The organism is Pelomonas cellulosilytica (assembly GCF_021353265.1).
Taxonomy (GTDB): domain Bacteria; phylum Pseudomonadota; class Gammaproteobacteria; order Burkholderiales; family Burkholderiaceae_C; genus Pelomonas; species Pelomonas cellulosilytica.
This window is the reverse complement of sequence record NZ_JAJTWU010000001.1, coordinates 852,360-872,246: the sequence shown is the minus strand read 5'-3', so window position 1 is coordinate 872,246 and position 19,887 is coordinate 852,360. Positions and strand designations below refer to the sequence as shown.

Here is a 19,887-nt window from a genome sequence, read left to right as displayed (position 1 = left end):
GCCCTGTCGCTTTCACACGCGGCGCGTGCGAGATCAGTGCTTCTTGGACTGGATGATCCACAGGCGGGCAAGGTCGGCCGCACCCTCGGTACCCTTGACGCTCTTCCAGGCGGCCTGGGCCTTGGCCGTGTCACCGGCCAGCTGGTAGGCCAGGCCGAGATACAGCTTGGCGTCTTCCGGGCGCTTCAGGTTGCCCTTGGCAATACCCTGCTCGATCTGGTCGATACCCTTCCTGGCGTTGCCGCCGAAGGCATTGGCCAGCCCCAGCTTGACGAACTCGTTACCGTCCTTCGCGCTGCTAGCCGCCTTTTCGTTCTCGGCGGCGCTGGCCTTGGCCTCGGCGATCTTCTTGGTCATCAGATCGGCCAGACGCTTGTGTCGCGCGCCTTCGGCGCCCTGCCCCAACACGCCCGCAGCAAAGCCCTTGTCTACGACCTGCTTGCCTTCTTCCGGGTAGCCGGCCTGGGCGGCCAGCTGGGCCATTTCCATGTAGTCGTTGGCCTCACGCATGTTGCCCGTGGCCAGGCGTAGGCGGTACAGGTCGAGCGCATACCGACTGCCGTCGAAGGCCTTCTTCTCGGGCAGGCTGCCGAGGATCTGGGCCCAAAGCTTCGGGTCCGGGTAGTAGTTCAGCAGCTTCTCGGTCGCGAGGGCCTCGGCGCTCGCATCACCCTTCTTCTGCGCCGCCCAGAGCAGATTGGTGAGCTTGTCCTTTGCAGGCGCGCGACCGGCCTTCTCGTCACTCTGGATCTCGGCCAGCGTGTCCTTCAGGAAACCGCTCACGTCGCCCGACTTGAACTGGGCTTGCTGCTGAACCTGCTTGACGGTCTGGCTGTTGCCACCGGCAGCGAAGTACTTGTTGGCCCATTCCAGCGCCTTGGCCGCGTTGCCGCCACGCAGGTAGGTGCCGGCAATGGCTTCCATGTACTGCAGCTGCTGGGCCTGCGACAGCTTGCCCGCACCCTTCAGCGTCTCGAAGGAGCGCACCATGGTGTCGGGCTCGTTCGCACCCATGGCGGCGGAGAAACGCACGCCCTCAATGGCATTGTTCTCGGCAGCCGTGCGGCCACCGACGGCCTCGGCGTCGCGCAGCTTGGCCAGCGCTTCCTTGTACTTGCCGGCCTTGACGAACCCGCTGGCCGCAGTCAGCGGCGTGCCGACTTCCTTGCGCACGCTTTCCTGCGCCGAAGCTTGGTTGATGCCGAACGCGGCACCGGGAGCGCCGTTCAGGGACAAGGCCAGCGCGCCAACAGCCACGGCCACCACGGTTTTCAAAGTCTTCAACTTGCTCTCCTGCAAAGCAAAAACGCGCCGCCCTTACGGGCAGCGCGCTTCAAAGTATCGGCGTCAACTGGCCCGAGCCCACGTCACTTGACGTATTGCTCGTTACCAACCATGCCCATCTTCTTGACGTTGTTGCGCTGGGCCGAAGCCATCACCGCAGCAACCACACCGTAGTCCACCAGCTTGTTCGGCTTGATGTGGATCTCGGGCTGACCACTGATGGGCAGCGCACCGATTTCCTGCATCTTGGCGTTCACGGCGTCGATGTTGGCGAGCGCTGCGGCATCCCAGTAGATGGTGCCGTCGAAGTCGATCATGACTTCGTGGACCACCGGCTCTTCCGTCGGCGGGTTCGGGCTCGGCGGCGGCATGTCCAGGTTGATCGTATGCAGCTGGATCGGGATCGTGATGATCAGCATCACCAGCAGCACCAGCATCACGTCGATGAGGGGCGTCGTGTTGACGTCCATCATCACTTCGGGCTCGCCACTCCCCGAAGAACTTCCGACATTCATTCCCATGTTCGACTCCTGGGATCAGTTACGGGCCGGCGGCTCGGTGACGAAGTTGATCTTCATGATGCCGGCACGCTGGCAGGCGAAGATCACACGACCGACCGACTCGTAGCGCGACTTGTCGTCGCCGCGGATGTGCACCTCGGGCTGCGGGTTCTTGACCGATTCCTTGCCGAGGCGCTTCACGAGCTCCTCCATGTCAGGAACCAGCTTGGTACCCCAGTAGACGTCGCCGTCCTTGCTGACCGAGAGTTCGATGTTTTCCGGCTTGGTGACGCGGATGACGTTGGTCTCCTTGGGGAGACTCACGGCGATCGATTGCGTCACCACCGGCACGGTGATGAGGAAGATGATCAGCAGGACCAACATCACGTCCACGAGGGGCGTGGTGTTGATCGACGAGACCACATCGTCTTCACCGGAAGAGGATCCGACGTTCATGCCCATGGCATTGGCTCCTGTGCGAGCGGCTGCTCTGGGGAATTAACGCTTGGCAACGGCGCGGTTGCCCATCAGCACGCCGTGCAGGTCGCCGGCGAAGGCGCGAACTTGGCTCATGACGGTCTTGTTGCGGTTGACCAGCCAGTTGTAGCCCAGCACGGCCGGCACGGCGACGACCAGACCGATGGCGGTCATGATCAGCGCGGCACCCACGGGGCCGGCCACCTTGTCGATCGAAGCCTGGCCGGCCAGACCGATGGCGGTCAGCGCGTTCAGAATGCCCCACACCGTACCGAACAGGCCGATGAAGGGAGCGGTCGAGCCGACCGTCGCCAGGAAGCCCAGGCCGGCGGAGATCTTGGTGTTGACGTCGGAAACGGCGCGGTCGACGTTCATCGTCACCCAGCTGCTGTGGTCGATGTTCTCGGTCAGCGCACCTTCATGGTGCTCCGAAGCATCGATAGCCGTCGAAGCGATGTAGCGGAAAGCGCTTTCTTCCTTCAGGCCGCGCACGCCATCGGCGAGGCTGGCCTTCTTGAAGAACGTCGCGCGGACATCCTTGGCTTCCGACGACAGCTTGCTGGTGTCCCACAGGCGGACCACCAGGATGTACCAGGAGCCCATGGACATGATGCCCAGGATGACCAGCACGACCTGGTCAACGACATTGCCGTGGGCAGCAATGTTGGCCAGGCTGTAGGGGTTCTCGGCGGGCTTGGAGGGCGCCGCTGCGGGAGCGGGGGCGGCGTCAGCGATGGCCGAGGCGGCGTCTGCCGGCTTCTGATCTTGCGCGTGGGCGGGCGAAACAGCCAGGGTCGCGACCATGGCGATGGCGGCAAGGAAGCCGGTGAAGCGAGAAATCATGGAGTCAACTCCTAGGGAAAGATTCTGGTTTGGTACGTTCTGGAGGCGCCGTGATCGGCGCCGGGATTCGAGGCTCGAGGGTCTTTATTCGATCCTGAACTGGAACTCCTGCTCGAACACGTGATCGCCCGGGCATTCGTAGGTATCACGCAGCGTGGCTTCGATGGCTTGCACCAACGCGCGTTGCGCCTTGCGATCCACACCGCCGCGCAGCGACGTGATTTCGACCGAACTCACACGGCCCGCCTTGACGGTTGCCACGGCCTTGTAGAGCGCTTCGCCGCTCCAGTTGACGGACGGCATCTCAGGTTTACCCATCTTGGTGCAAACCATGGCGGCGGTAACCTTGGCCGGCTTCGGCGCCGGTGCTGCCACAGGCGCAGGCGCGGGCGCCGGGCGCACTTCAGCGACGGCAGGCGGAGCAACTTGCGTCGACTGGATGGGCGGCGCCGGCGGCGCGGGCGCGGTGACCTGGAATTCAGGCGGCGGGACGAAGGGCGGCGGGGGCGCCTTCAAATCCGGGGGCGGCGGAACGACCTTCTCGGGCGGCGGCGGCGGCTTGACCTTCTCTTCAATCACCTTGACGTCGATCGGGCCGGTGACCTTCTTGACGATATCGCGGGCCAAGCCACTGGCCAACGCATAGATGGCCACGATATGGATCAGGACCACGATGCCAAGGCCCGTGAACCGGGACGCGCCTTGCTTCTCCTGCGCAAAATTCATGCGCGCTCCTTCATGCAACTACAAATCACAGTCAATGACTCTCAGGAAGCCGGCCGAAACCGATCCAACGGGTGGCGAAAGTTGCGCTCCTGCCACCCACCAACTCCCAAGGGGCATGCATTCTAGAGCGCGAAAAGGAAGTCTCGCGGCCCGGAAGGCCTGCCTCCCCGAGGAGGACCGTAAAGTCTCTCGCAACTACAGCAAGCAAAAAAAATGCCCGAACGTTGAATTCATCGGGCACTTGTTTCATCGCCGCGAACCAGCTGCAGAAAAACTGCACACCGCCGACCAAAGCTCGGTCGGCCAGTCATCTTAGCCTCGCGTTTTCCGCCCCTTTCTTGGTGCTAACCCGGGCAGCCGAAACAGGTGGATTACGACGTGATCGCCTGATGATCAGTCGTCAAAAAACCCTGTTTTACAGCGCATTTTGCAGCGACGAGACTGCTCAAGCCCGCTTGCGACAGGCCCGGGTGGAGCACACGTTTAGCCTCGACTGACCTGTCCCGCCGCTCGACCCGTCGTGAAGTACACCGAGTTACATCGCAGGCAGCGCTGTCCGCCCATCTGCACCTCGCTGGCCTTGTCTCCAGCGGGGCCGCATAAACAAAAAGGCCGCGCCAAAGGCGCGGCCCGTTCAACGACGAGTCAAACCCGATCAGAAGAACTTGTAGCTGACACGCCCGTAGAACTGGCGGCCAACGGGGTTCGCGTAGGTCGCGTCATAGCCCGTCTGGAAATACAGCGAATTGCGCGACGACGGCGGATCCTTGTCCAGCAGGTTCTTGATGCCAAAGGTCAGTGACAGCGACTTGGTCGGCCTGACCGTGCCCTGAGCATCCCAGGTGGTATAGGCGCTCACCTTCCGCACTTCAGGATACGTCGTGCCGTTCACCGCGGTGGGGTCGGTGTAGTCGTCGTAGCCCTTGGTGTAGTTCTGGGTCAGAGAGGCGTCGAACATGCCACCGCTCCACAGGAAGGTCAAGGCATGACGCCACTTCGGGATGGCGCCGAAATCCTTGAACTTGCCGAGATCGCTCGTCTTGGGCAGACCCGTGTATTGGTAGCCGTGGGTGACGAAGAGCGTGCCGTCGAAGTTGACGCCGATCGATCCCAGGCCGGCGAACTTCATCCGCGATGCCAGGCTGAAGTCGACACCCGAGGCGTAGGTCTTCGCGGTGTTCTCCTGCGGCAGGTATACATATGCAATCGGGAAGTCAGGGTTCGTGCTGCCCTTGATCGCACCGGTCTGCTTGCCGTCGTCTACCCACCCCTCGGAGAAATCGTGGTTGGGGTCGTTGGGATCGTATCGATAGATGTTGTTCTTGTAGGCGTTCGGATCGCTCAACACCTGGATCTCGGACTTGGCGACGATCGGGTCGGTGATCTTGACGTTCCAGTAGTCGACACTGACCGTCAGCTCCTGGATCGGAGAGAACGCAGCGCCCAGCGAGAACTGCTTGGACTTCTCAGGCGTCAGGTTCCTGTCACCCGACGTGGCCGAATTGAGCTGCACATCGCATTCGTCCTGGATCGCACCCACCGGGTTGGCACTGGTGACGGGCTTGCCACCCGGGCAACGCACGGGGTCGCTCCAGTTCGCCGAGGTGTTGTTGCCCGTCGTCAGAGGACGCAGGTTCTCATAGAGCGTCGGAGCGCGGTAGCCACTGGCCACCGAACCGCGGAAGACCAGATCCTTCGTCGGCTGATACCGCAGGCTAGCCTTCGGGCTGAACTTGCTGAAGCTGGTGCCGAAATCGTTCTTGTACCTGTCGTAGCGGCCGGCCAGATTCAGCTCGAGATCCTTGTAGAGCGGAACCACCAGCTCACCGAACAGGCCGGCCACCTTGCGGCCGCTGGCGACGCCCGGCACGGGGCCATTGCCGCCAACCACGTCACCGCTTTCTAGCACCGGCATCGAGACCTGGTCGATGGTTTCCTTGCGGAAGTTGGCGCCCAATGCGAGGCCCACGTCCCCATAGGCCATCTTGTAGACGTCCCGGGAGATGCGGAAATCCACCTCCGTGGCTTTCGACTCCGCGGTCTGCTGCAACTGCCCGGACAGCAGCGCGCCGTCCAGCGCAGCCTGGGAAGCCGCGTCCTGCGGACCGAAGACGTTGATGTCCCCGTTGGCGACCAGCGGCTTGAGGGCGCCGTAGCTGTACTGACCTGGGCCGAAATAGATCTGACCCTTGTTGCGCGAGAAAGTCAGCGCGACGTCGTAGTCCCAGCCCGCGATCAGACCCTTGGCACCGACCAGTGCGCGATCCGTCTGCGTCTGGGTGATATCCGACCGGCCGCCGCCGGCGACCGTACGCCACGTGCCGGTAATGTCACCCGTCGGCGTCACGACGACGTCGTTCGCCAACACCGCACCTTCCGCCAGCACCGTGCCGTCGGCAAACTTGTAGCCGCCCTTGGGCACCGTGATGCCCTTGGGCACCGTGATCGACTTCGGGTAGAAGCGCCCTTTGGCCGGGTACTTCATTTGCAGGGTGTAGGGGGCTGGCGAATAGAACGACTGCTGCCGGTCGGCGTTGTGCATCACCTCCGCCACGAGCTGGTTGTCCGCGTCCAGCTGGAACACCGCGCGTCCCGTGACGTTGTCACGCCGTTGACGCGGAATCAGGTCGATGAACTGCACGTAGTCCGTACCGCACGTACCGGCCTGCGAGCGCTGCACCAAGGCGAACTGCGGCGAAACGCAACCGTTGTAGGCCAGTGGATTGACTGCCGAGTACGAGTTGCCAAGCGTGTCGGTGAAATTCAGGTTGGGAATGCCATTGCGCGGCGACGACTTGTTGATACCCAGGTCGGGGCGAACGGCCGTCTTGGCAAAGCTGCGCTGGGTGGCCTTCAGCGGGTCCACGCTTTCATAGCCCGCCGTCAACATCACGTTATAGCGATCCTTGTCCAGGTCGCCAAAGCCAGCCACGGCGCTCAGGTTGTGGGTGTTCCCACCGCCCTGGTCGGAGTGGTAGTCGGCCACCGAGACTTCCGCACCCTGATAGTCCTTCTTCAGGATGAAGTTGATAACGCCGGCCACGGCGTCGGCGCCGTACACAGCGGATGCACCGTCACGCAGCACCTCAACACGCTCGACAGCCGCCAGCGGAATCGAATTCAGGTCGACAGGGTTGTTGCCGAAGGCGAAATTCGCGATGCGGCGACCGTTCAGCAGCACCAGCGTGTACTTGGGGCCCAACGCGCGCAGGTTGGCCGTCGAAGCGCCGCCCGTCGCACCGACGTTGTTGGCCACGACGTTGCCGCCGAAGCTCGAAGGGAGCAGGTACACCAGGTCCTGAACCGTCGTGGCGCCCGTGCGCGCGATGTCTGCCTTGGTGATCGTCGTGATGGGCAGCGAGGTTTCGGATGCAGCTCGCTTGATGCTGGAGCCGGTCACTTCGACACGTTCGAGCTTTTGTGAGTCCTGAGCTGTCGCCTGGTTTGCGACAAGCACCAGAATGGCGCTTGCAATGAGGGTGTGCTTCAAATTGGTGCTCCTGTAAGAGAAAAACGGTGGCCGCAGCGATCTCTGCGGTGGAGGCCGGATGCGGCCGATCCTTGGCTGGACGGTTAACCCAGTGTTCGGAACATGCAAAGTTTGTGCTCGCGTGACAAACACCCCGACCGGGATATGTCCCTACGGCCCCTTCAGGTGCTGCTAAGTGATTGATTCGCCGTGAAATGACCCAAGTGCGCCGACCAGACCGCCGCCCTCAGACGTTGCCGCCGCGCGACGTGTCAAGGGGCCGGCGACTGCAAACGAGGGACCGCCGCCAGCAGCCGGCGCGTGTAAGCCTCGCGCGCTTGACCCAACACGTCCATGCAAGTGCCGCTTTCGACGATGCGGCCGCCCTGCATCACGGCGATGTCATCGGCGATGTACTCGACCACACCAATATTGTGCGTAATGAAGAGATAGGCCAGCCCGCGTTCCCGCTGCAGCTCGCGCAGCAGGTTCAAAATTTGCGCCTGCACGGACACGTCCAGCGCCGACGTGGGCTCGTCACAGACGATGAGCCGGGGCTCGACGGCCAGTGCGCGCGCAATGGCGATGCGCTGTCGCTGACCACCAGAGAACTCGTGCGGCCAGCGCTGCAACGCATCCCGGCGCAGGCCGACCTGGTCCACCAGCACGTTCAGCCGCTCGCGACGCGCGGCCGCATCCAGCTCCGGGCGTAGCGCGATCAGCCCCTCCTCCAGCACGTCGGCGACGCGCATGCGAGGGTTCATCGAAGCGAACGGGTCCTGGAAGATGATCTGGATGCTGCGGCGCGCGTCGACGAGCGCCGCGCCGCTCAGGCTGAACAGATCGCGACCCGCCAGCAACGCCTGACCGCTGATCTGCGCCTGACGGCGCAACAGCTGGACGATGGCCTTGCCGGACGTCGTCTTGCCGCAGCCGGACTCGCCGACGAGTGCCAACGTGCGCCCCGCATGCAGCTGGTAGCTCACGCCGGCCACCGCGTCGAAATGGCGCGGCCCGCGGTGGAACAGCGGCGTCTTCAACGCGAAACGCACGCGCAGGTCGCGGACGTCCAGCAGCGGCACGCCGCTCCCGGCCGGCGCGGGCGCCGGCATCGCCGCGATGGCCGGCTCGCCCGGCAACGCCTCGCCCGGCTGGCTGAAGAGCAGGCAGCGCACCTGGTGCCGCGGCCCTTCGTCGGTCAACATGGGCGGCGTGCCGGCGCAATGTCGCATGGCCTTGTCGCAGCGCGGCTCGAAGCGGCAGCCGGCAAACGACTGCCACAGCGGCGGCACCGTGCCACGGATGGCCGCGAGCGGCTCGCCACGGCGACTCGCGTCGGGCAAGGCCTGCAGCAGCAGCCGTGCGTAAGGGTGGCGCGGCTGCGTAAAGAACTCGACGGCCGGCGCCACTTCGATGATCTGCCCGGCATACATCAGCGCGACGCGATGCGCCAGCCCGCTGACGACGGCGAGGTCGTGCGTGATCAGCAGCACGCCCAGCCGGCGCTCGCGCTGCAAGTCGCGGAGCAGGTCGAGGATCTGCGCCTGGATGGTCACGTCCAGCGCCGTGGTCGGCTCGTCGGCTATGAGGTAGTCCGGCTCGGCGGCCAGCGCGATGGCGATCATCACGCGCTGCTTCTGGCCGCCCGACAGCCGGAACGGGTAGTCGTCGACACGCCTTTCGGGCTCGGGGATCCCGACGCGGCGCAGCCAGTCGATGGCCTTGGCGCGAGCCGCTGCACCGCGCAGTTCGGTGTGCGCCTCGATGGCCTCGACGATCTGGTCCCCCACGCGCATGACCGGGTTCAGGCTGGTCGACGGCTCCTGGAAGATCATCGATATGCGCCCGCCGCGCACGTCGCGCATGCGGCGCTCCGGCAGCGCCGTCAGGTTGTCGCCATCCAGTCGCACGGCGCCGCCGGCGACTCGACCGTTCTCGGGCAGCAACCGCATCAGCGCCAGCGCGGTCATGCTCTTGCCGCAGCCGCTCTCGCCCACCAGTGCGAAGGTCTCGCCCCGGCTCAACGTCAACTGCATGCCATCGATCGCACGGACGAGGCCGGCGTCGGCGTCGAGCTGCACGTGCAGGTCGTCGACCTCAAGCATCGCCGGCTCCCTTGCGACGCATGAAAACACGCGGCCGTGCCACCCGGGACTTGGGATCGAAGGCATCGCGCACGCCATCGGCAAACAGGTTGGCGGCCAGCACCAGCCCGACCATGAAGCCGAACGCCGCGGCAAAGCTCCACCACACGACCGGATCGCGAGACATCTCCGCGCGGGCCAGGTTGATCATGCTGCCGAAGCTGCTGGTCGTCGGGTCGACACCGACGCCGACATAGGTCAGCACCGCCTCATACAGGATCAGCTCGGAAAAACTCAGCACCAGCGTGATCAGCACCAGGTGCATGACGTTGGGCACGATGTGGCGCGCCATGATCGCCACGTCGCCCACGCCGAAGGCCGTGGCGGCCTGCACGTAGTCCAGCTCGCGCAGCTTCAAGGTCTCGGCACGCACCAGGCGGCACAGCCCCGCCCAGCCGGTCAGGCCGAGGATGAGGCACAGCACCAGCATCTTCAGGTCAGCGCGTTCGGCCGCGGTCTCGAAGAGTTCGGGGTTCTTGTCGAAGAACACCTGCACCATCAGCACGCAAGCGGCGATCAGCAGGACGTTGGGCACGGCGCTCAGCGTCGTGTAGACGTACTGGATGGCTTCGTCGACCCAGCCCTTGTAGTAGCCGGCCAGCACTCCCAGCAGCAGCGCCACCGGCAGCGTTGCGAGCGTGGACAGTGCGCCGATGACGAAGGCCGTGCGCACGCTCTTCAGCGCCTGCACCAGCACGTCGTTGCCGGTGCGGTCCGTGCCGAAGACGTGGTAATGAGGCATCAGTGCGATGACCGGGCCGACCAGCAGCAGCGCCACGGCCAGCGTGAACAGAATGGCGCGCAGCGGATAGAACGTGCGGTCCGATGCGATGTCCGCCATCGCGTGAAGCCAGCCGCCGTGATGGCGCGCCAGCGCCGCCGCGGTCAGCGCCGCCAGCAGCGCGACCATGGCCAACCCTCCGGCAAGCCCTAGCGCCACATCGCCTGCCACGTCGCCCACCCATTGCGCCGCCGGGTCGGTCAGATGGGCGCCGCCGAACTTCAGGCGAGGGAAGTCGCGGCGCACCTCGCCGTGCGCATCGACGACGCTCTCCTTGCTGAAGCCCTGCGTACCCAGCGGCACCGAGTAGCTGACCTCGCGCATGCCGATCTGGCGCTCCAGCATCACATCCAGCAGCGACAGCGTGCGGGTGTCGTACACCGTGCCGCCGCCCCTGGCCTGCAGCGCGTGGCGCAGGTGAATGCTGTCAACCAGCGTGAGAAGCAGGAACAACGCCATCACGACGCCGGCGCAGGCCGCCGCGGGGTCGCGCAGCACACGACGCCAGGTAGCACGCAGATGCGCTTGTCGACTCACGCGCCAGGCATAGGCGATGCCTGCGGCAGCCATCAGCCACAGCGCCAGGTCGGTCCACAGCAGCACCAGCTTCATTGCAGCCTCACCCGCGGGTCGACCCACGTGTAGGCGATGTCGATGAGTGTGTTGCTGGCGACATAGAGCAACGCGCCCAGGAACACCATCGTCCTCACGACGGCGAAGTCCTGGCTGGAGATCGCCTCGATGACGAAGGCGCCGAGGCCGGGAATGCCGAAGAAGCTCTCGAACACCAGGCTGCCCAGGAAGACGTAAGGCAGGTAGCCGCCCGCGCTGGTGATGATGGGCAACAGCGCATTGCGCAGCACATGGCGGCGCAGCACGCGGCCCTCGCTCAGCCCCTTGGCACGGGCGGTGCGGACATAGTCCTTGCCCATTTCCTCCAGGAACATCGCGCGGTACAGCCGCGCCTCGCCACCCAGGCGCGACAGCAGCGACAGCAGGATGGGCAGCACGAGGAACCTTGCGGCGTCCAGCCCGGGCGCGAAGCCGTTCATCGGCACCAGGCGCAGCACGCGGGCGAACAGGAACTGGCCGACGATGATGTAGAACAGACTGCTGATGGACAGCATCAGCACGCACAGCACGACGCCCCAGAAATCGATACGCGTGTGGCGGAAGAACACCAGCAGCAGCGCGAACGCGACGCTGACGATGACCTGCAGCGCGAACAAGGGCAGCGCGAGCTGCAGGCTCACGCCCATGCGCACCTTGACCTCGTGGCCGATGTTGATGGCCTGGCGGGCGTCGCTGCGTCCGAAATCCAGCGCGAACAGGCTGACCGAACGTTCCCACAGGATGGTGTGCGTGACGCGCTCGAAGCCCTCGCGGCTCGCGTCGTAATACAGCGGCTTGTCGTAACCGCGCTCGGCCTTCCAGTGCTCGATCTGGTCCTGCGTGATGCGCTTGCCGCCGATGTTCAGCCGCGCCATGTCGTCCGGCGTGTTGACGGCGAAGAACAGCACGAAGGTGAACAGGTTGACGCCCACCAGGATGGCCAGCCCATAGCCCAGCCGGCGCAGCACGAAGTGCAGCATCAGCCCGCCTCCAGCGGCGCAAGCGCCGTGGCCGACTCGCGGGCGCGCCACGCACTGCGCGTCGCGACGAAGATGACCAGCGCGCCGGCAGCCAGCGCCAGCAGCGGCCACCAGACGGGCCGGTTCCAGGCGGCGATGCGGGCGGCGCGCTCTGCGGCATCCACGCGCAGGTAGCGCGCGCGGTCACGCACGACGACGCCCGGCTTGCCGTTGTAGACCCAGTGCTGGAAGGCCAGGCCGGAATAACTCCAGTAGCCGAAGGCCCACGGCGCGTCCTGCCGCACGAGGTCGTTCATCTGCGCCATCAGCTGCGCCTTCTGCGGCCCGTCCTCCAGCGACTGCAGCTGCCGGTAGAGACGGTCGAACTCCGGGTTGGCGTAGTTGGACGTGTTCTCGCCCTCGCTCAGGCTCTTGCTGTTCGGGCCGTAGAGCAGGAACAGGAAGTTCTCGGCGTCCGGGTAGTCGGCGAACCAGCCGGCCCAGAAGATCTGGTGCTTGCCCTTGAGGATCTTCTCCTGGAACTGGTTGAAGTCCGTCGCGCGGATGTCGAGCTGGATGCCCAGCTTGGCGAACTGGCGCTGCAGCCAGTCGTTCTCAGCCTTCAGCTCCGGCGTGACGACGCGCTGGAAGTCATAGTTCAGCACCAGCGGCTGACCGGTCTTGGCGTCACGCCCGCCGGGGTAGCCAGCCTCCACCATCAGCTTCAGCGCATCCTCAAGTGGCCGGCGCTCTATCCTGCCGTCCACCAGCCGGTGCGTCACCGGATTGAACTCCCCCGGCTGCCGCTCGCGCGAGCCGAACACGCCGGGCGGGATGGGGCCATGGGCCGCGTCGCCACCCCTCTCCCGGAAGATGCGGCCGTAACCCTCCTCCCAGTCGATGGCGATGGAGATCGCCTGCCGCAGCGCGCGGTTGCGGCGCTGGCGTTCGGGCGTGTCGCCCCGGCCGACAACCGGGTCCAGCCAGTTGAAGCCGAGGTACCAGTTCGTGATGTCCACCGTCGCGGGCAGGCGGTAGCCGCGTTCGTCAAAGAAACGCTTCACGTCGTCGGAATCGTCGCGGTCCACCGCCAGCGTCACGCCCCAGTCCGCACGGTCCATCTCGGGCAGGTCCAGGTAGCCCTGCTTGAACAACTCCTTGATCGGCACGCGCTCCTTCACGCTGATCGCCACGATCCTGTCGACGAACGGGATACGCTTGCCGCAATCCGCCAGCAGGCCCGCCTCGGCATCGCCCGGGCTGCCCTCGCAGGGATAGGTGTCACCGTGGTAGTTGGGGTTGCGGCTCATCACGTGCCGTCGATCCTGCACGTACTCGGTCATCATGAACGGGCCGCTGCCCACCGGCCACTGGTTCCAGCTCATCGAATGGGCCGCCATGCCGGGCTGGGCATAGAAGGCGTCCACCTCCCAGGGCACCGCCGCCAGGAAGTTGGTCGCCAGCCAGTACTGCCACTGCGGATAGCGGCCCTTCAGCCGGATGCGCAGCAGATGGTCGTTCACGGCCTGGGCGCCCGCCAGCGGCCATTGGCGAAGATCCAGGAAGGGCTTGTCGGCCAGGTTCTCCGGCAGCCCGACGAGTTGTCGCGCGTTCTCGCGCCTGACCTGCTCGATGTAGTCCTTGAGCCCGAGGACATGCTCCGAGAACACGGCCGCCACCGGCGCATCCAACCTCGGGTTGGCGTGGCGCTTCAGCGCGTAGACGAAGTCCTCGGCCACGACCGGCCGCGTCGCCAGCTGCGGAAACTCGAACGGGCTGCGCCGGTCACCCAGCTCGCCCGGCTTGAGGTGGTGGTACAGATACTGGCCGTCCGCGCCCCTGGCAAAGGCGGGGTGCGGCGACCATTTCAGGTCCGTGCGCAGCGGCAGTTCATAGACGGCCTCGGCGATCTGGTCGTCGGGTGCGTCGTCCGGCAGCCGGTGGCCCTGGGCATCAAGGAAGTACGGCTTGGCCAGCGCCGCCGCGGCGCGTGGGACCAGCGTGTAGGGCCGTTTCAGCGGGTGGTAGCCATAGGGCGGCTCGCTGATCTCGTAGACGTAGGTGCTCTCGGGCGCGGAGTACGACGAGGTCGGGTCCAGGTATCGCGGCGAGCGCTCCGAGAACGCCATGAACAGCGTGTTCTCGCGCTCGGCGCCGTTGGGATGCGGGCTGTTGTTGCAGCCGGCCAGCAGCGCCAGCGCCAACGCGCCCCAGCCTTTCCTGACCCAACTGCCGATTGCCGCCACGACCCCGTCCTCAAAAAGCAAGCGCCCCGGTGAAAGCCGAGGCGCAGGTGGGAATCATAGTGGGGCAACTCGTCTATACAAGGCGCCAAGCCCTGAGCGGGCGGCAAGGTAAACCCGGTGTGACTTCAGTGATGGTGGTCGTGATCGTGTCCGTGGGCCAGCCGCGGGTCCGACTGCCAGCCGAGGAGCGCCTCGCGACCCTGCACATACAACTCCACCGTGGCACCCACCGGCAGGCAGACCTTGGTGCGCACATGGCCGAACGGCAGGCCCGTCAGCACCGGCGTCTTCGTGCGGGCTCGCAGCGCGGCGACGGCATCCTTCAGACCGTAGCCGCGGTCGTTCGGCACCTTGGCCCAGCCGCCGAAGTCGCCCAGCAGCACGGCCGCCTGCGCGTCGATGACGCCGGCCTGCTGCAGTTGCAGCAGCATGCGCTCCACGCGGTAGGGGTGCTCGTTGATGTCTTCCAGGAACAGGATGCCGCCCTTGACCTTGGGCCAGTGCCGCGTGCCGAGCAGCGAGCACAGCACCGTCAGATTGCCGCCCCACAGCCGGCCGCGCGCCTCCAGGCCGTCGAACTCGGCCGACGGTGCACGGAAGCCCACGGCCTCCAGCGCACCGCTCATCGCCTCCAGGAAGCAGTCGCGTGTGACCTCGTCCACACCGCCCTCCGCCTCCGTGCGGCCGAAGTCGTCGCAGGCGAGCGGCCCGGCCCACATGGACAAGCCCTTGAAGCGCGCGACCAGACCGTTCTGCAGCGCGGTGAGGTCGCTGTAGCCGACCCAGCGCGTGCCGTGCTCGATGCTGTGCGCGATGCGGCCCCAGTCGAGCTGGTCCAGCAGCCGCGTCAGCCCATAGCCGCCGCGGCTGGCCAGCGCGATGGACGGCGCCGCATCGGCAACGCGGTGCAGCACGGCCAGCCGTGTCGCGTCGTCGCCGGCGAAGCGCTGCTCACGGGACAGCGCATCGGCATCGACGTCGACATCGAAACCCAGCTGCCCCAGTCGCTTGGCGGCACGCTTGAGCGCCACAGGCTTGGCGACCGCGCCGGATGGTGAGAACAGGGTGAGCGTCGTCATGGAGCGTCTTCGTCCAGGTGGGTGGCTTCGCCGGTCGGGATCAGGCCCTGACGCTCGGCGCGGCGGGCACGGGCCGCCTCGCGGCGTTCGGCGAAGAAGTCGCGCAGCAACTGGCCCGAGGCCCCGGCCAGCAGGCCGCCTTCGATGCGCGTGTGGTGGTTGAGCTGCGGCTGGGCAAAGAGGTCGATGACCGAGCCGGCCACGCCCGTCTTGGGGTCAGCCGCTGCGAAGACGACGCGGCGAAAGCGCGCATGCATCAGCGCCATCGCGCACATCGCGCAGGGCTCCAGCGTGACGAAGAGTTCGCACTCCGGCAGACGGTAGTTCTCCAGCAGCGTGGCCGCATGCCGCAGCGCGACGATCTCGGCATGCGCCGTCGGGTCGTGCGTCGTGATTGGGCGGTTGTAGCCGGTGGCGATGATCTGGCCGGCCCGCATGATGACGGCACCCACCGGCACCTCGCCCACCAGCCAGGCGTTGTGCGCCTGATCCAGCGCGAGCCGCATCGCGTACTCGTCGGCGGGGGAGAACATCGGCGCGGTGGCAGGCTCGGTCATGGGCAAACAAAGTGTAGCGGCGGGCCGTGATACTCCCGGCCCATGACAACGAACCCCACGCCCGGATTGCTCGTCCGCCCGCTGGGCGAGGCGGCCCTGGCCTGCAGCGTCGATGCCCCGCTGGCGCTGGAGCACCAGCAGCGCTTATGGCAGCTTGCCGCCGCCCTCGCCGACCTGCCCGGCATGCTGGAGCTGACACCCGGCATGAACAACCTGCTGGTCGGCTTCGACCCGCTGCGCACCGACCCGGCCCAACTGGCCGATGCGGTCCTGGACCTGTGGGCCAAACCGCTACGGCGGCGCACGGCGGGCCGGCTCGTGGACATCCCCGTGCGCTACGGCGGCGCCGACGGGCCGGACCTGGAGTTCGTCGCCAGCCACTGCGGCCTCGCGCCGGAGGAGGTCGTGAGCCGTCACACGGCGGCGGAGTACGTCGTCTACTTTCTCGGCTTCCAACCCGGCTTCGCCTACCTCGGCGGGCTGGACGGCAGCCTGCACACGCCGCGGCGCGACGAGCCGCGCGTGGCGGTGCCGGCCGGCAGCGTGGGCATCGGCGGTGTGCAGACGGGCATCTACCCACTCGCTACACCGGGCGGCTGGCAGCTAATCGGCCGCACCGCCCTGCCCTTGTTCGACCCGGCCGCCGAGCCTCCGACGCTGCTGGCGCCCGGCGACCGCGTGCGCTTCGTCGCGGAGGCGCCATGATCGAACTGGTCAAGGCCGGCCCGTTGGCCACCGTGCAGGACCTCGGCCGCATCGGCTGGCGCGACCGCGGCCTGAGCCGCTGCGGCGCGCTGGACGATCTCGCGCTGCAGGCCGGCAACCTGCTGCTCGGCAACGCCCCGGACGCTGCCGGCCTGGAGTTCACGCTCGGCCCGGCCACGCTGCGCTTCGAGACCGACACCTGGGTCGCGCTAACCGGCACGGATCTCGACGCCAGCCTGGACGGCCGGCCGCTGCGCCCCGGCTGGCGCTGCGCGGTGCGCGCCGGCCAGGTGCTGAAGCTGGCAGCGCCGCGCGAACGCATGCGCAGCTATGTCTGCGTGGCCGGCGGCATCGACGTGCCGGCTGCGCTCGGCTCGCGCAGCACCGATCTGAAGACCGGCTTCGGCGGGCTGGGCGGCCGAGCGCTGCGCGACGGCGACCGGCTGCCGCTGGGCACGCCTGCCCGCCTGCCCCGGCGCGCAGCGGGTGCCAGCCTGCCGGACTGGAAGAACACCGTGCGCGTGCTGCCCGGCCCGGACTACGCCGACTTCCCCGCTGCCGCGCGCACTGCCTTCGGCACGACGGACTGGATAGTCACCCCACAGAGCAACCGCATGGGCTACCGGCTGAGCGGGCCGGCGCTGATGCGCCAGCGCGGCGGCGAGCGGGTATCGCACGGCGTGCTGCCGGGCGTCGTGCAGGTGCCAGCCTCGGGCCAGCCCATCGTGCTGCTGGCCGATGCGCAGACGACCGGCGGTTACCCCATCATCGCGGTCGTGATCCGCGCGGACCTGTGGAAGCTCGCGCAGCTGCGGCTGGGCGCGCCGATGCGCTTCATGGCCTGCCGGCCGGAAGACGCCGTGGCCGAGCTTCGCGCGCGGGAGCAGTTGCTGGCACGCTGGAGGACCGGCGCATGACATACCCGGTGGACTTGAATGCCGACCTCGGCGAAGGCGCGCCGGACGACGCGGCGCTGCTGGCCCTCGTCAGCTCGGCCAACATCGCCTGCGGCTGGCACGCGGGCGACGCCCGGCTGATGCAGGCCACCATCGAGGCGGCGCTGGTGCGCGGCGTGGCCATCGGCGCGCACCCGAGCCACCCCGACCGCGACAACTTCGGCCGCAGCCACATGCAGCTCGCGCCCGAGGCAGTGCGGGCCGACGTGATTTACCAGGTCGGCGCGCTGCAGGCGCTGGTCCGCGCCGCTGGTGGGCGGCTGCATCACGTCAAGCCGCATGGCGCGCTCTACAACCAGGCCGCGCGCGACGCGGCGCTGGCCGACGCCATCGCCGGCGCAGTGTGCGCAGTGGACCCGGCGCTGGCGCTCTACGGTCTGGCCGGCAGCGAGCTGCTGCACGCGGCCGAACGCGCGGGCCTGCGCGCCGTGGCCGAGGTCTTCGCCGACCGCGGCTACCGCGCCGACGGCAGCCTCGTGCCGCGCAGCGAGCCGGGCGCGTTCGTGGATGACGTGAACGAAGCCGTCGCCCGCACGCTGCGCATGGTGCGCGAGGGCGTCGTCGTAGCCGTGACCGGCGAGACCGTGCCGCTGCGAGCCGACACCATCTGCCTGCATGGCGACGGGCCTCACGCCCTCGCCTTCGCCCGCGCGCTGCACGGTGCGCTGCAAGGCGCGGGCATCCAGCTGCGGGCCTGATGCAGGACGACCTGTTCTCGCTCGACGGCGCCGAGGCGCCCGCAGCACCGGCCGGGCGCCGGCGCGGCGTGCAGGCCATGCCAGCGACACCGCAAGACCAGGCCCTGGCCGCGGCGCTGCAACCGCAAGTGCACCTTGGCACGTCGACCTGGAGCTACCCCGGCTGGGAGGGCCTGGTGTGGGCTGGCCGGTACAGCGAGGCGACGCTGTCCAGGACCGGCCTGCCGGCCTATGCTGCGCATCCGCTGCTGCGTGCCGTGGGCATCGACCGCGGCTTCTACCGGCCGCTGGCGGCCAGCGAGTTCCAGCGCCATGCAGAACAGGTGCCGCGGGGCTTTCGCTTCACGGTCAAGGCGCCCAGCCTCGTAACGGACCCACTGATGCGCCAGGAGGAGGGCCGCAGCCAGGGTCTCAACCCGCTGTTCCTGGACGCCACGACCGCGCTGGAGACCTTCATCGAGCCGGCCTACGAAGGCTTGGGGGCTACGCTCGGCGCGCTGGTCTTCCAGATCAGCCCGCTGCCCGCCTCGATGTTGTCGCGCATGAACGAAGCTTTCGACCGGCTGCATGCGCTGCTGCTGGCCTGCCCCAGGCCGCCCACCGGCGTGCTGGCCGTCGAGGTGCGCGACGCCGCCTGGCTGACGCCCGAGCTGGTAGCGCTATTGCGCGACACCGGCGCGCGCTACTGCCTGGGCCTGCATCCCAAGCTGCCGCCGCTGGCTGAGCAGCTACCGCTGCTGCGCGCGCTGTGGCCCGGCCCACTGGTGGCGCGCTGGAACCTGAACCGGATGCACGGCCCTTTCGGCTATGAGACGGCGGAGAAGAAGTACGGCGAGTTCGCCGAAATGCTGGACCCCGACCCTGAGACCCGCGCCGGGTTGGCCCGCATCATCCGCGGCACGGCAGGCGCCGGGCAGGAGGCGTTCATCACGATCTCCAACAAGGCCGAAGGCTCGGCGCCACTGAGCGTGCGGGCGCTGGCCGAGGCCATCGTCGGCGGCTGAGCCGGCGGCGGTCGTCAGCCCTGCAGCGGCCAGCGCCGCAGCACGTCGTGCCGCGTCAGGCCCTGCGGGCTCTGCACCAGCACGAACTCGCTGGCGATCCAGCCGGGCAGCTCGACGGGCCAGGCTGTCGCGGGGCGCTTGTCGTAGCGCAGCGTCAAGTGCGGCTCGTAGTCGTGCGCCGGCCGCGCGACGCCGTGGGCCGCGAGGCGCTCGACAAGGGCATCGCGAAGGTCGCGCACGGCCTCCAGCCCCTGGCCGCCGGTCAGCACGAACGGATGCCGGGTCGCGCCCGGCCGGCCCCAGCTTGCGAAGCGGTCGAACTGCAGGTCGAAAGCCGGCCGCACGACCTCGGCCGCCGCGCTGCTCGCGGCGGCGATGAGCTGTGCGTCGGGCTCGGCCTGGAAATAGCCGAAGTAGTGCAGCGTGATGTGGAAGATGCGCGCGGGCCGCAGCCGTGGCGCCAGGCCGCGCGCCTCGTGCGCCGCGGTGACGGCCTGCGCGATGCGATCGGCCGTCGCCGCATCGGGCCGCAGCGCGAAGAAGAGCTTGTGGCCGGTCAATTCGTCGCGGCGGACGCGGCCTCGGCGGCACGGCGCGCGGCATCGTCCAGCGTGCCCTGCACCTGCTGGCCGACCGCCTGCGGCTGCGGCAGCGCGGCGCTCGCCGCCGGCGTACCGGGCGCTGCAGGCTTCAGCGCGGTGGCCTGCTTCTTGGCCAGCTGCAGCACGATGGCGGCGACGATGACAAGGGCGAGAAGGCTGAGGGCGGCTCTCATCGGCACAGGTTCCGGGCAGTTGTCACAAGACGAGCATAGCGGTGCAAAGCCTTGATCCATCTCAAAAGCTGC

At 67.3% G+C, this 19,887-nt stretch carries 18 protein-coding genes; 4 read left to right on the top strand and 14 right to left on the bottom strand.

The genetic code is table 11. The features are described 5' to 3' along the window. Window positions 1–33 precede the first annotated feature (33 nt). From LXT13_RS03730 to tadA, 12 genes are all read right to left on the bottom strand, one after another. On the bottom strand, window positions 34–1,284 hold the full coding sequence (locus LXT13_RS03730) for a hypothetical protein (protein ID WP_233370252.1): 1,251 nt from the start codon (window positions 1,282–1,284) through the stop codon (window positions 34–36). Between the two features lie 83 nt (window positions 1,285–1,367). Further along, window positions 1,368–1,805, bottom strand: a complete 438-nt coding sequence (locus LXT13_RS03725; RefSeq protein ID WP_233370251.1) for an ExbD/TolR family protein — start codon at window positions 1,803–1,805, stop codon at window positions 1,368–1,370. 15 nt (window positions 1,806–1,820) lie between these two features. Continuing rightward, on the bottom strand, window positions 1,821–2,246 hold the full coding sequence (locus LXT13_RS03720) for an ExbD/TolR family protein (RefSeq protein ID WP_233370250.1): 426 nt from the start codon (window positions 2,244–2,246) through the stop codon (window positions 1,821–1,823). Between the two features lie 36 nt (window positions 2,247–2,282). Continuing rightward, window positions 2,283–3,104, bottom strand: a complete 822-nt coding sequence (locus LXT13_RS03715) for a MotA/TolQ/ExbB proton channel family protein (RefSeq protein WP_233370249.1) — start codon at window positions 3,102–3,104, stop codon at window positions 2,283–2,285. An 84-nt stretch (window positions 3,105–3,188) separates the two neighbouring features. Next, complete coding sequence (locus LXT13_RS03710) at window positions 3,189–3,830, bottom strand: hypothetical protein (protein WP_233370248.1); 642 nt, start codon at window positions 3,828–3,830, stop codon at window positions 3,189–3,191. Window positions 3,831–4,485: 655 nt separating this feature from the next. Continuing rightward, a complete protein-coding gene (locus LXT13_RS03705) occupies window positions 4,486–7,452 on the bottom strand; it encodes a TonB-dependent receptor plug domain-containing protein (RefSeq protein WP_233370247.1) in 2,967 nt (988 codons plus the stop codon). 119 nt (window positions 7,453–7,571) lie between these two features. After that, complete coding sequence (locus LXT13_RS03700) at window positions 7,572–9,404, bottom strand: ABC transporter ATP-binding protein (RefSeq protein WP_233370246.1); 1,833 nt, start codon at window positions 9,402–9,404, stop codon at window positions 7,572–7,574. After that, window positions 9,397–10,836, bottom strand: coding sequence for an ABC transporter permease (locus LXT13_RS03695; protein WP_233370245.1), 1,440 nt, complete (start codon window positions 10,834–10,836; stop codon window positions 9,397–9,399). The genes LXT13_RS03700 and LXT13_RS03695 overlap by 8 nt, the downstream gene beginning before the upstream one ends. Then, the gene (locus LXT13_RS03690) at window positions 10,833–11,816 is read right to left on the bottom strand and encodes an ABC transporter permease (protein ID WP_233370244.1); all 984 of its coding nucleotides are present in this window, start codon (window positions 11,814–11,816) and stop codon (window positions 10,833–10,835) included. Before LXT13_RS03690 ends, LXT13_RS03695 begins: the two co-directional genes overlap by 4 nt. Next, window positions 11,816–14,041 (bottom strand): ABC transporter substrate-binding protein, encoded by a 2,226-nt coding sequence (locus tag LXT13_RS03685; protein WP_233370243.1) that lies wholly within the window; start codon window positions 14,039–14,041, stop codon window positions 11,816–11,818. The genes LXT13_RS03690 and LXT13_RS03685 overlap by 1 nt, the downstream gene beginning before the upstream one ends. Window positions 14,042–14,166: 125 nt before the next feature. Beyond that, complete coding sequence (locus LXT13_RS03680; RefSeq protein ID WP_233370242.1) at window positions 14,167–15,120, bottom strand: LD-carboxypeptidase; 954 nt, start codon at window positions 15,118–15,120, stop codon at window positions 14,167–14,169. Then, a complete protein-coding gene (gene tadA / locus LXT13_RS03675) occupies window positions 15,117–15,677 on the bottom strand; it encodes a tRNA adenosine(34) deaminase TadA (RefSeq protein ID WP_349254819.1) in 561 nt (186 codons plus the stop codon). Before tadA ends, LXT13_RS03680 begins: the two co-directional genes overlap by 4 nt. A gap of 42 nt (window positions 15,678–15,719) precedes the next feature. Between tadA and pxpB the strand changes: the two genes are divergently transcribed. From pxpB to LXT13_RS03655, 4 genes are read left to right on the top strand one after another with little or no spacing between them, the layout of a single operon-like run. Then, window positions 15,720–16,382 (top strand): 5-oxoprolinase subunit PxpB, encoded by a 663-nt coding sequence (pxpB, locus tag LXT13_RS03670; protein ID WP_233370241.1) that lies wholly within the window; start codon window positions 15,720–15,722, stop codon window positions 16,380–16,382. Continuing rightward, window positions 16,379–17,299: a 5-oxoprolinase subunit C family protein gene (locus LXT13_RS03665; protein WP_233370240.1), complete on the top strand. Its 921-nt coding sequence runs from the start codon at window positions 16,379–16,381 to the stop codon at window positions 17,297–17,299. Before pxpB ends, LXT13_RS03665 begins: the two co-directional genes overlap by 4 nt. Next, a complete protein-coding gene (gene pxpA / locus LXT13_RS03660) occupies window positions 17,296–18,036 on the top strand; it encodes a 5-oxoprolinase subunit PxpA (RefSeq protein WP_233370239.1) in 741 nt (246 codons plus the stop codon). Before LXT13_RS03665 ends, pxpA begins: the two co-directional genes overlap by 4 nt. After that, complete coding sequence (locus tag LXT13_RS03655; RefSeq protein WP_233370238.1) at window positions 18,036–19,040, top strand: DUF72 domain-containing protein; 1,005 nt, start codon at window positions 18,036–18,038, stop codon at window positions 19,038–19,040. The genes pxpA and LXT13_RS03655 overlap by 1 nt, the downstream gene beginning before the upstream one ends. A 14-nt stretch (window positions 19,041–19,054) precedes the next feature. Here LXT13_RS03655 and LXT13_RS03650 read toward each other — a convergent pair whose 3' ends face one another. Then, window positions 19,055–19,600: a 2'-5' RNA ligase family protein gene (locus tag LXT13_RS03650; protein ID WP_233370237.1), complete on the bottom strand. Its 546-nt coding sequence runs from the start codon at window positions 19,598–19,600 to the stop codon at window positions 19,055–19,057. Next, the gene (locus LXT13_RS03645) at window positions 19,597–19,815 is read right to left on the bottom strand and encodes a hypothetical protein (RefSeq protein WP_233370236.1); all 219 of its coding nucleotides are present in this window, start codon (window positions 19,813–19,815) and stop codon (window positions 19,597–19,599) included. Before LXT13_RS03645 ends, LXT13_RS03650 begins: the two co-directional genes overlap by 4 nt. Between the last annotated feature and the right edge of the window lie 72 nt (window positions 19,816–19,887).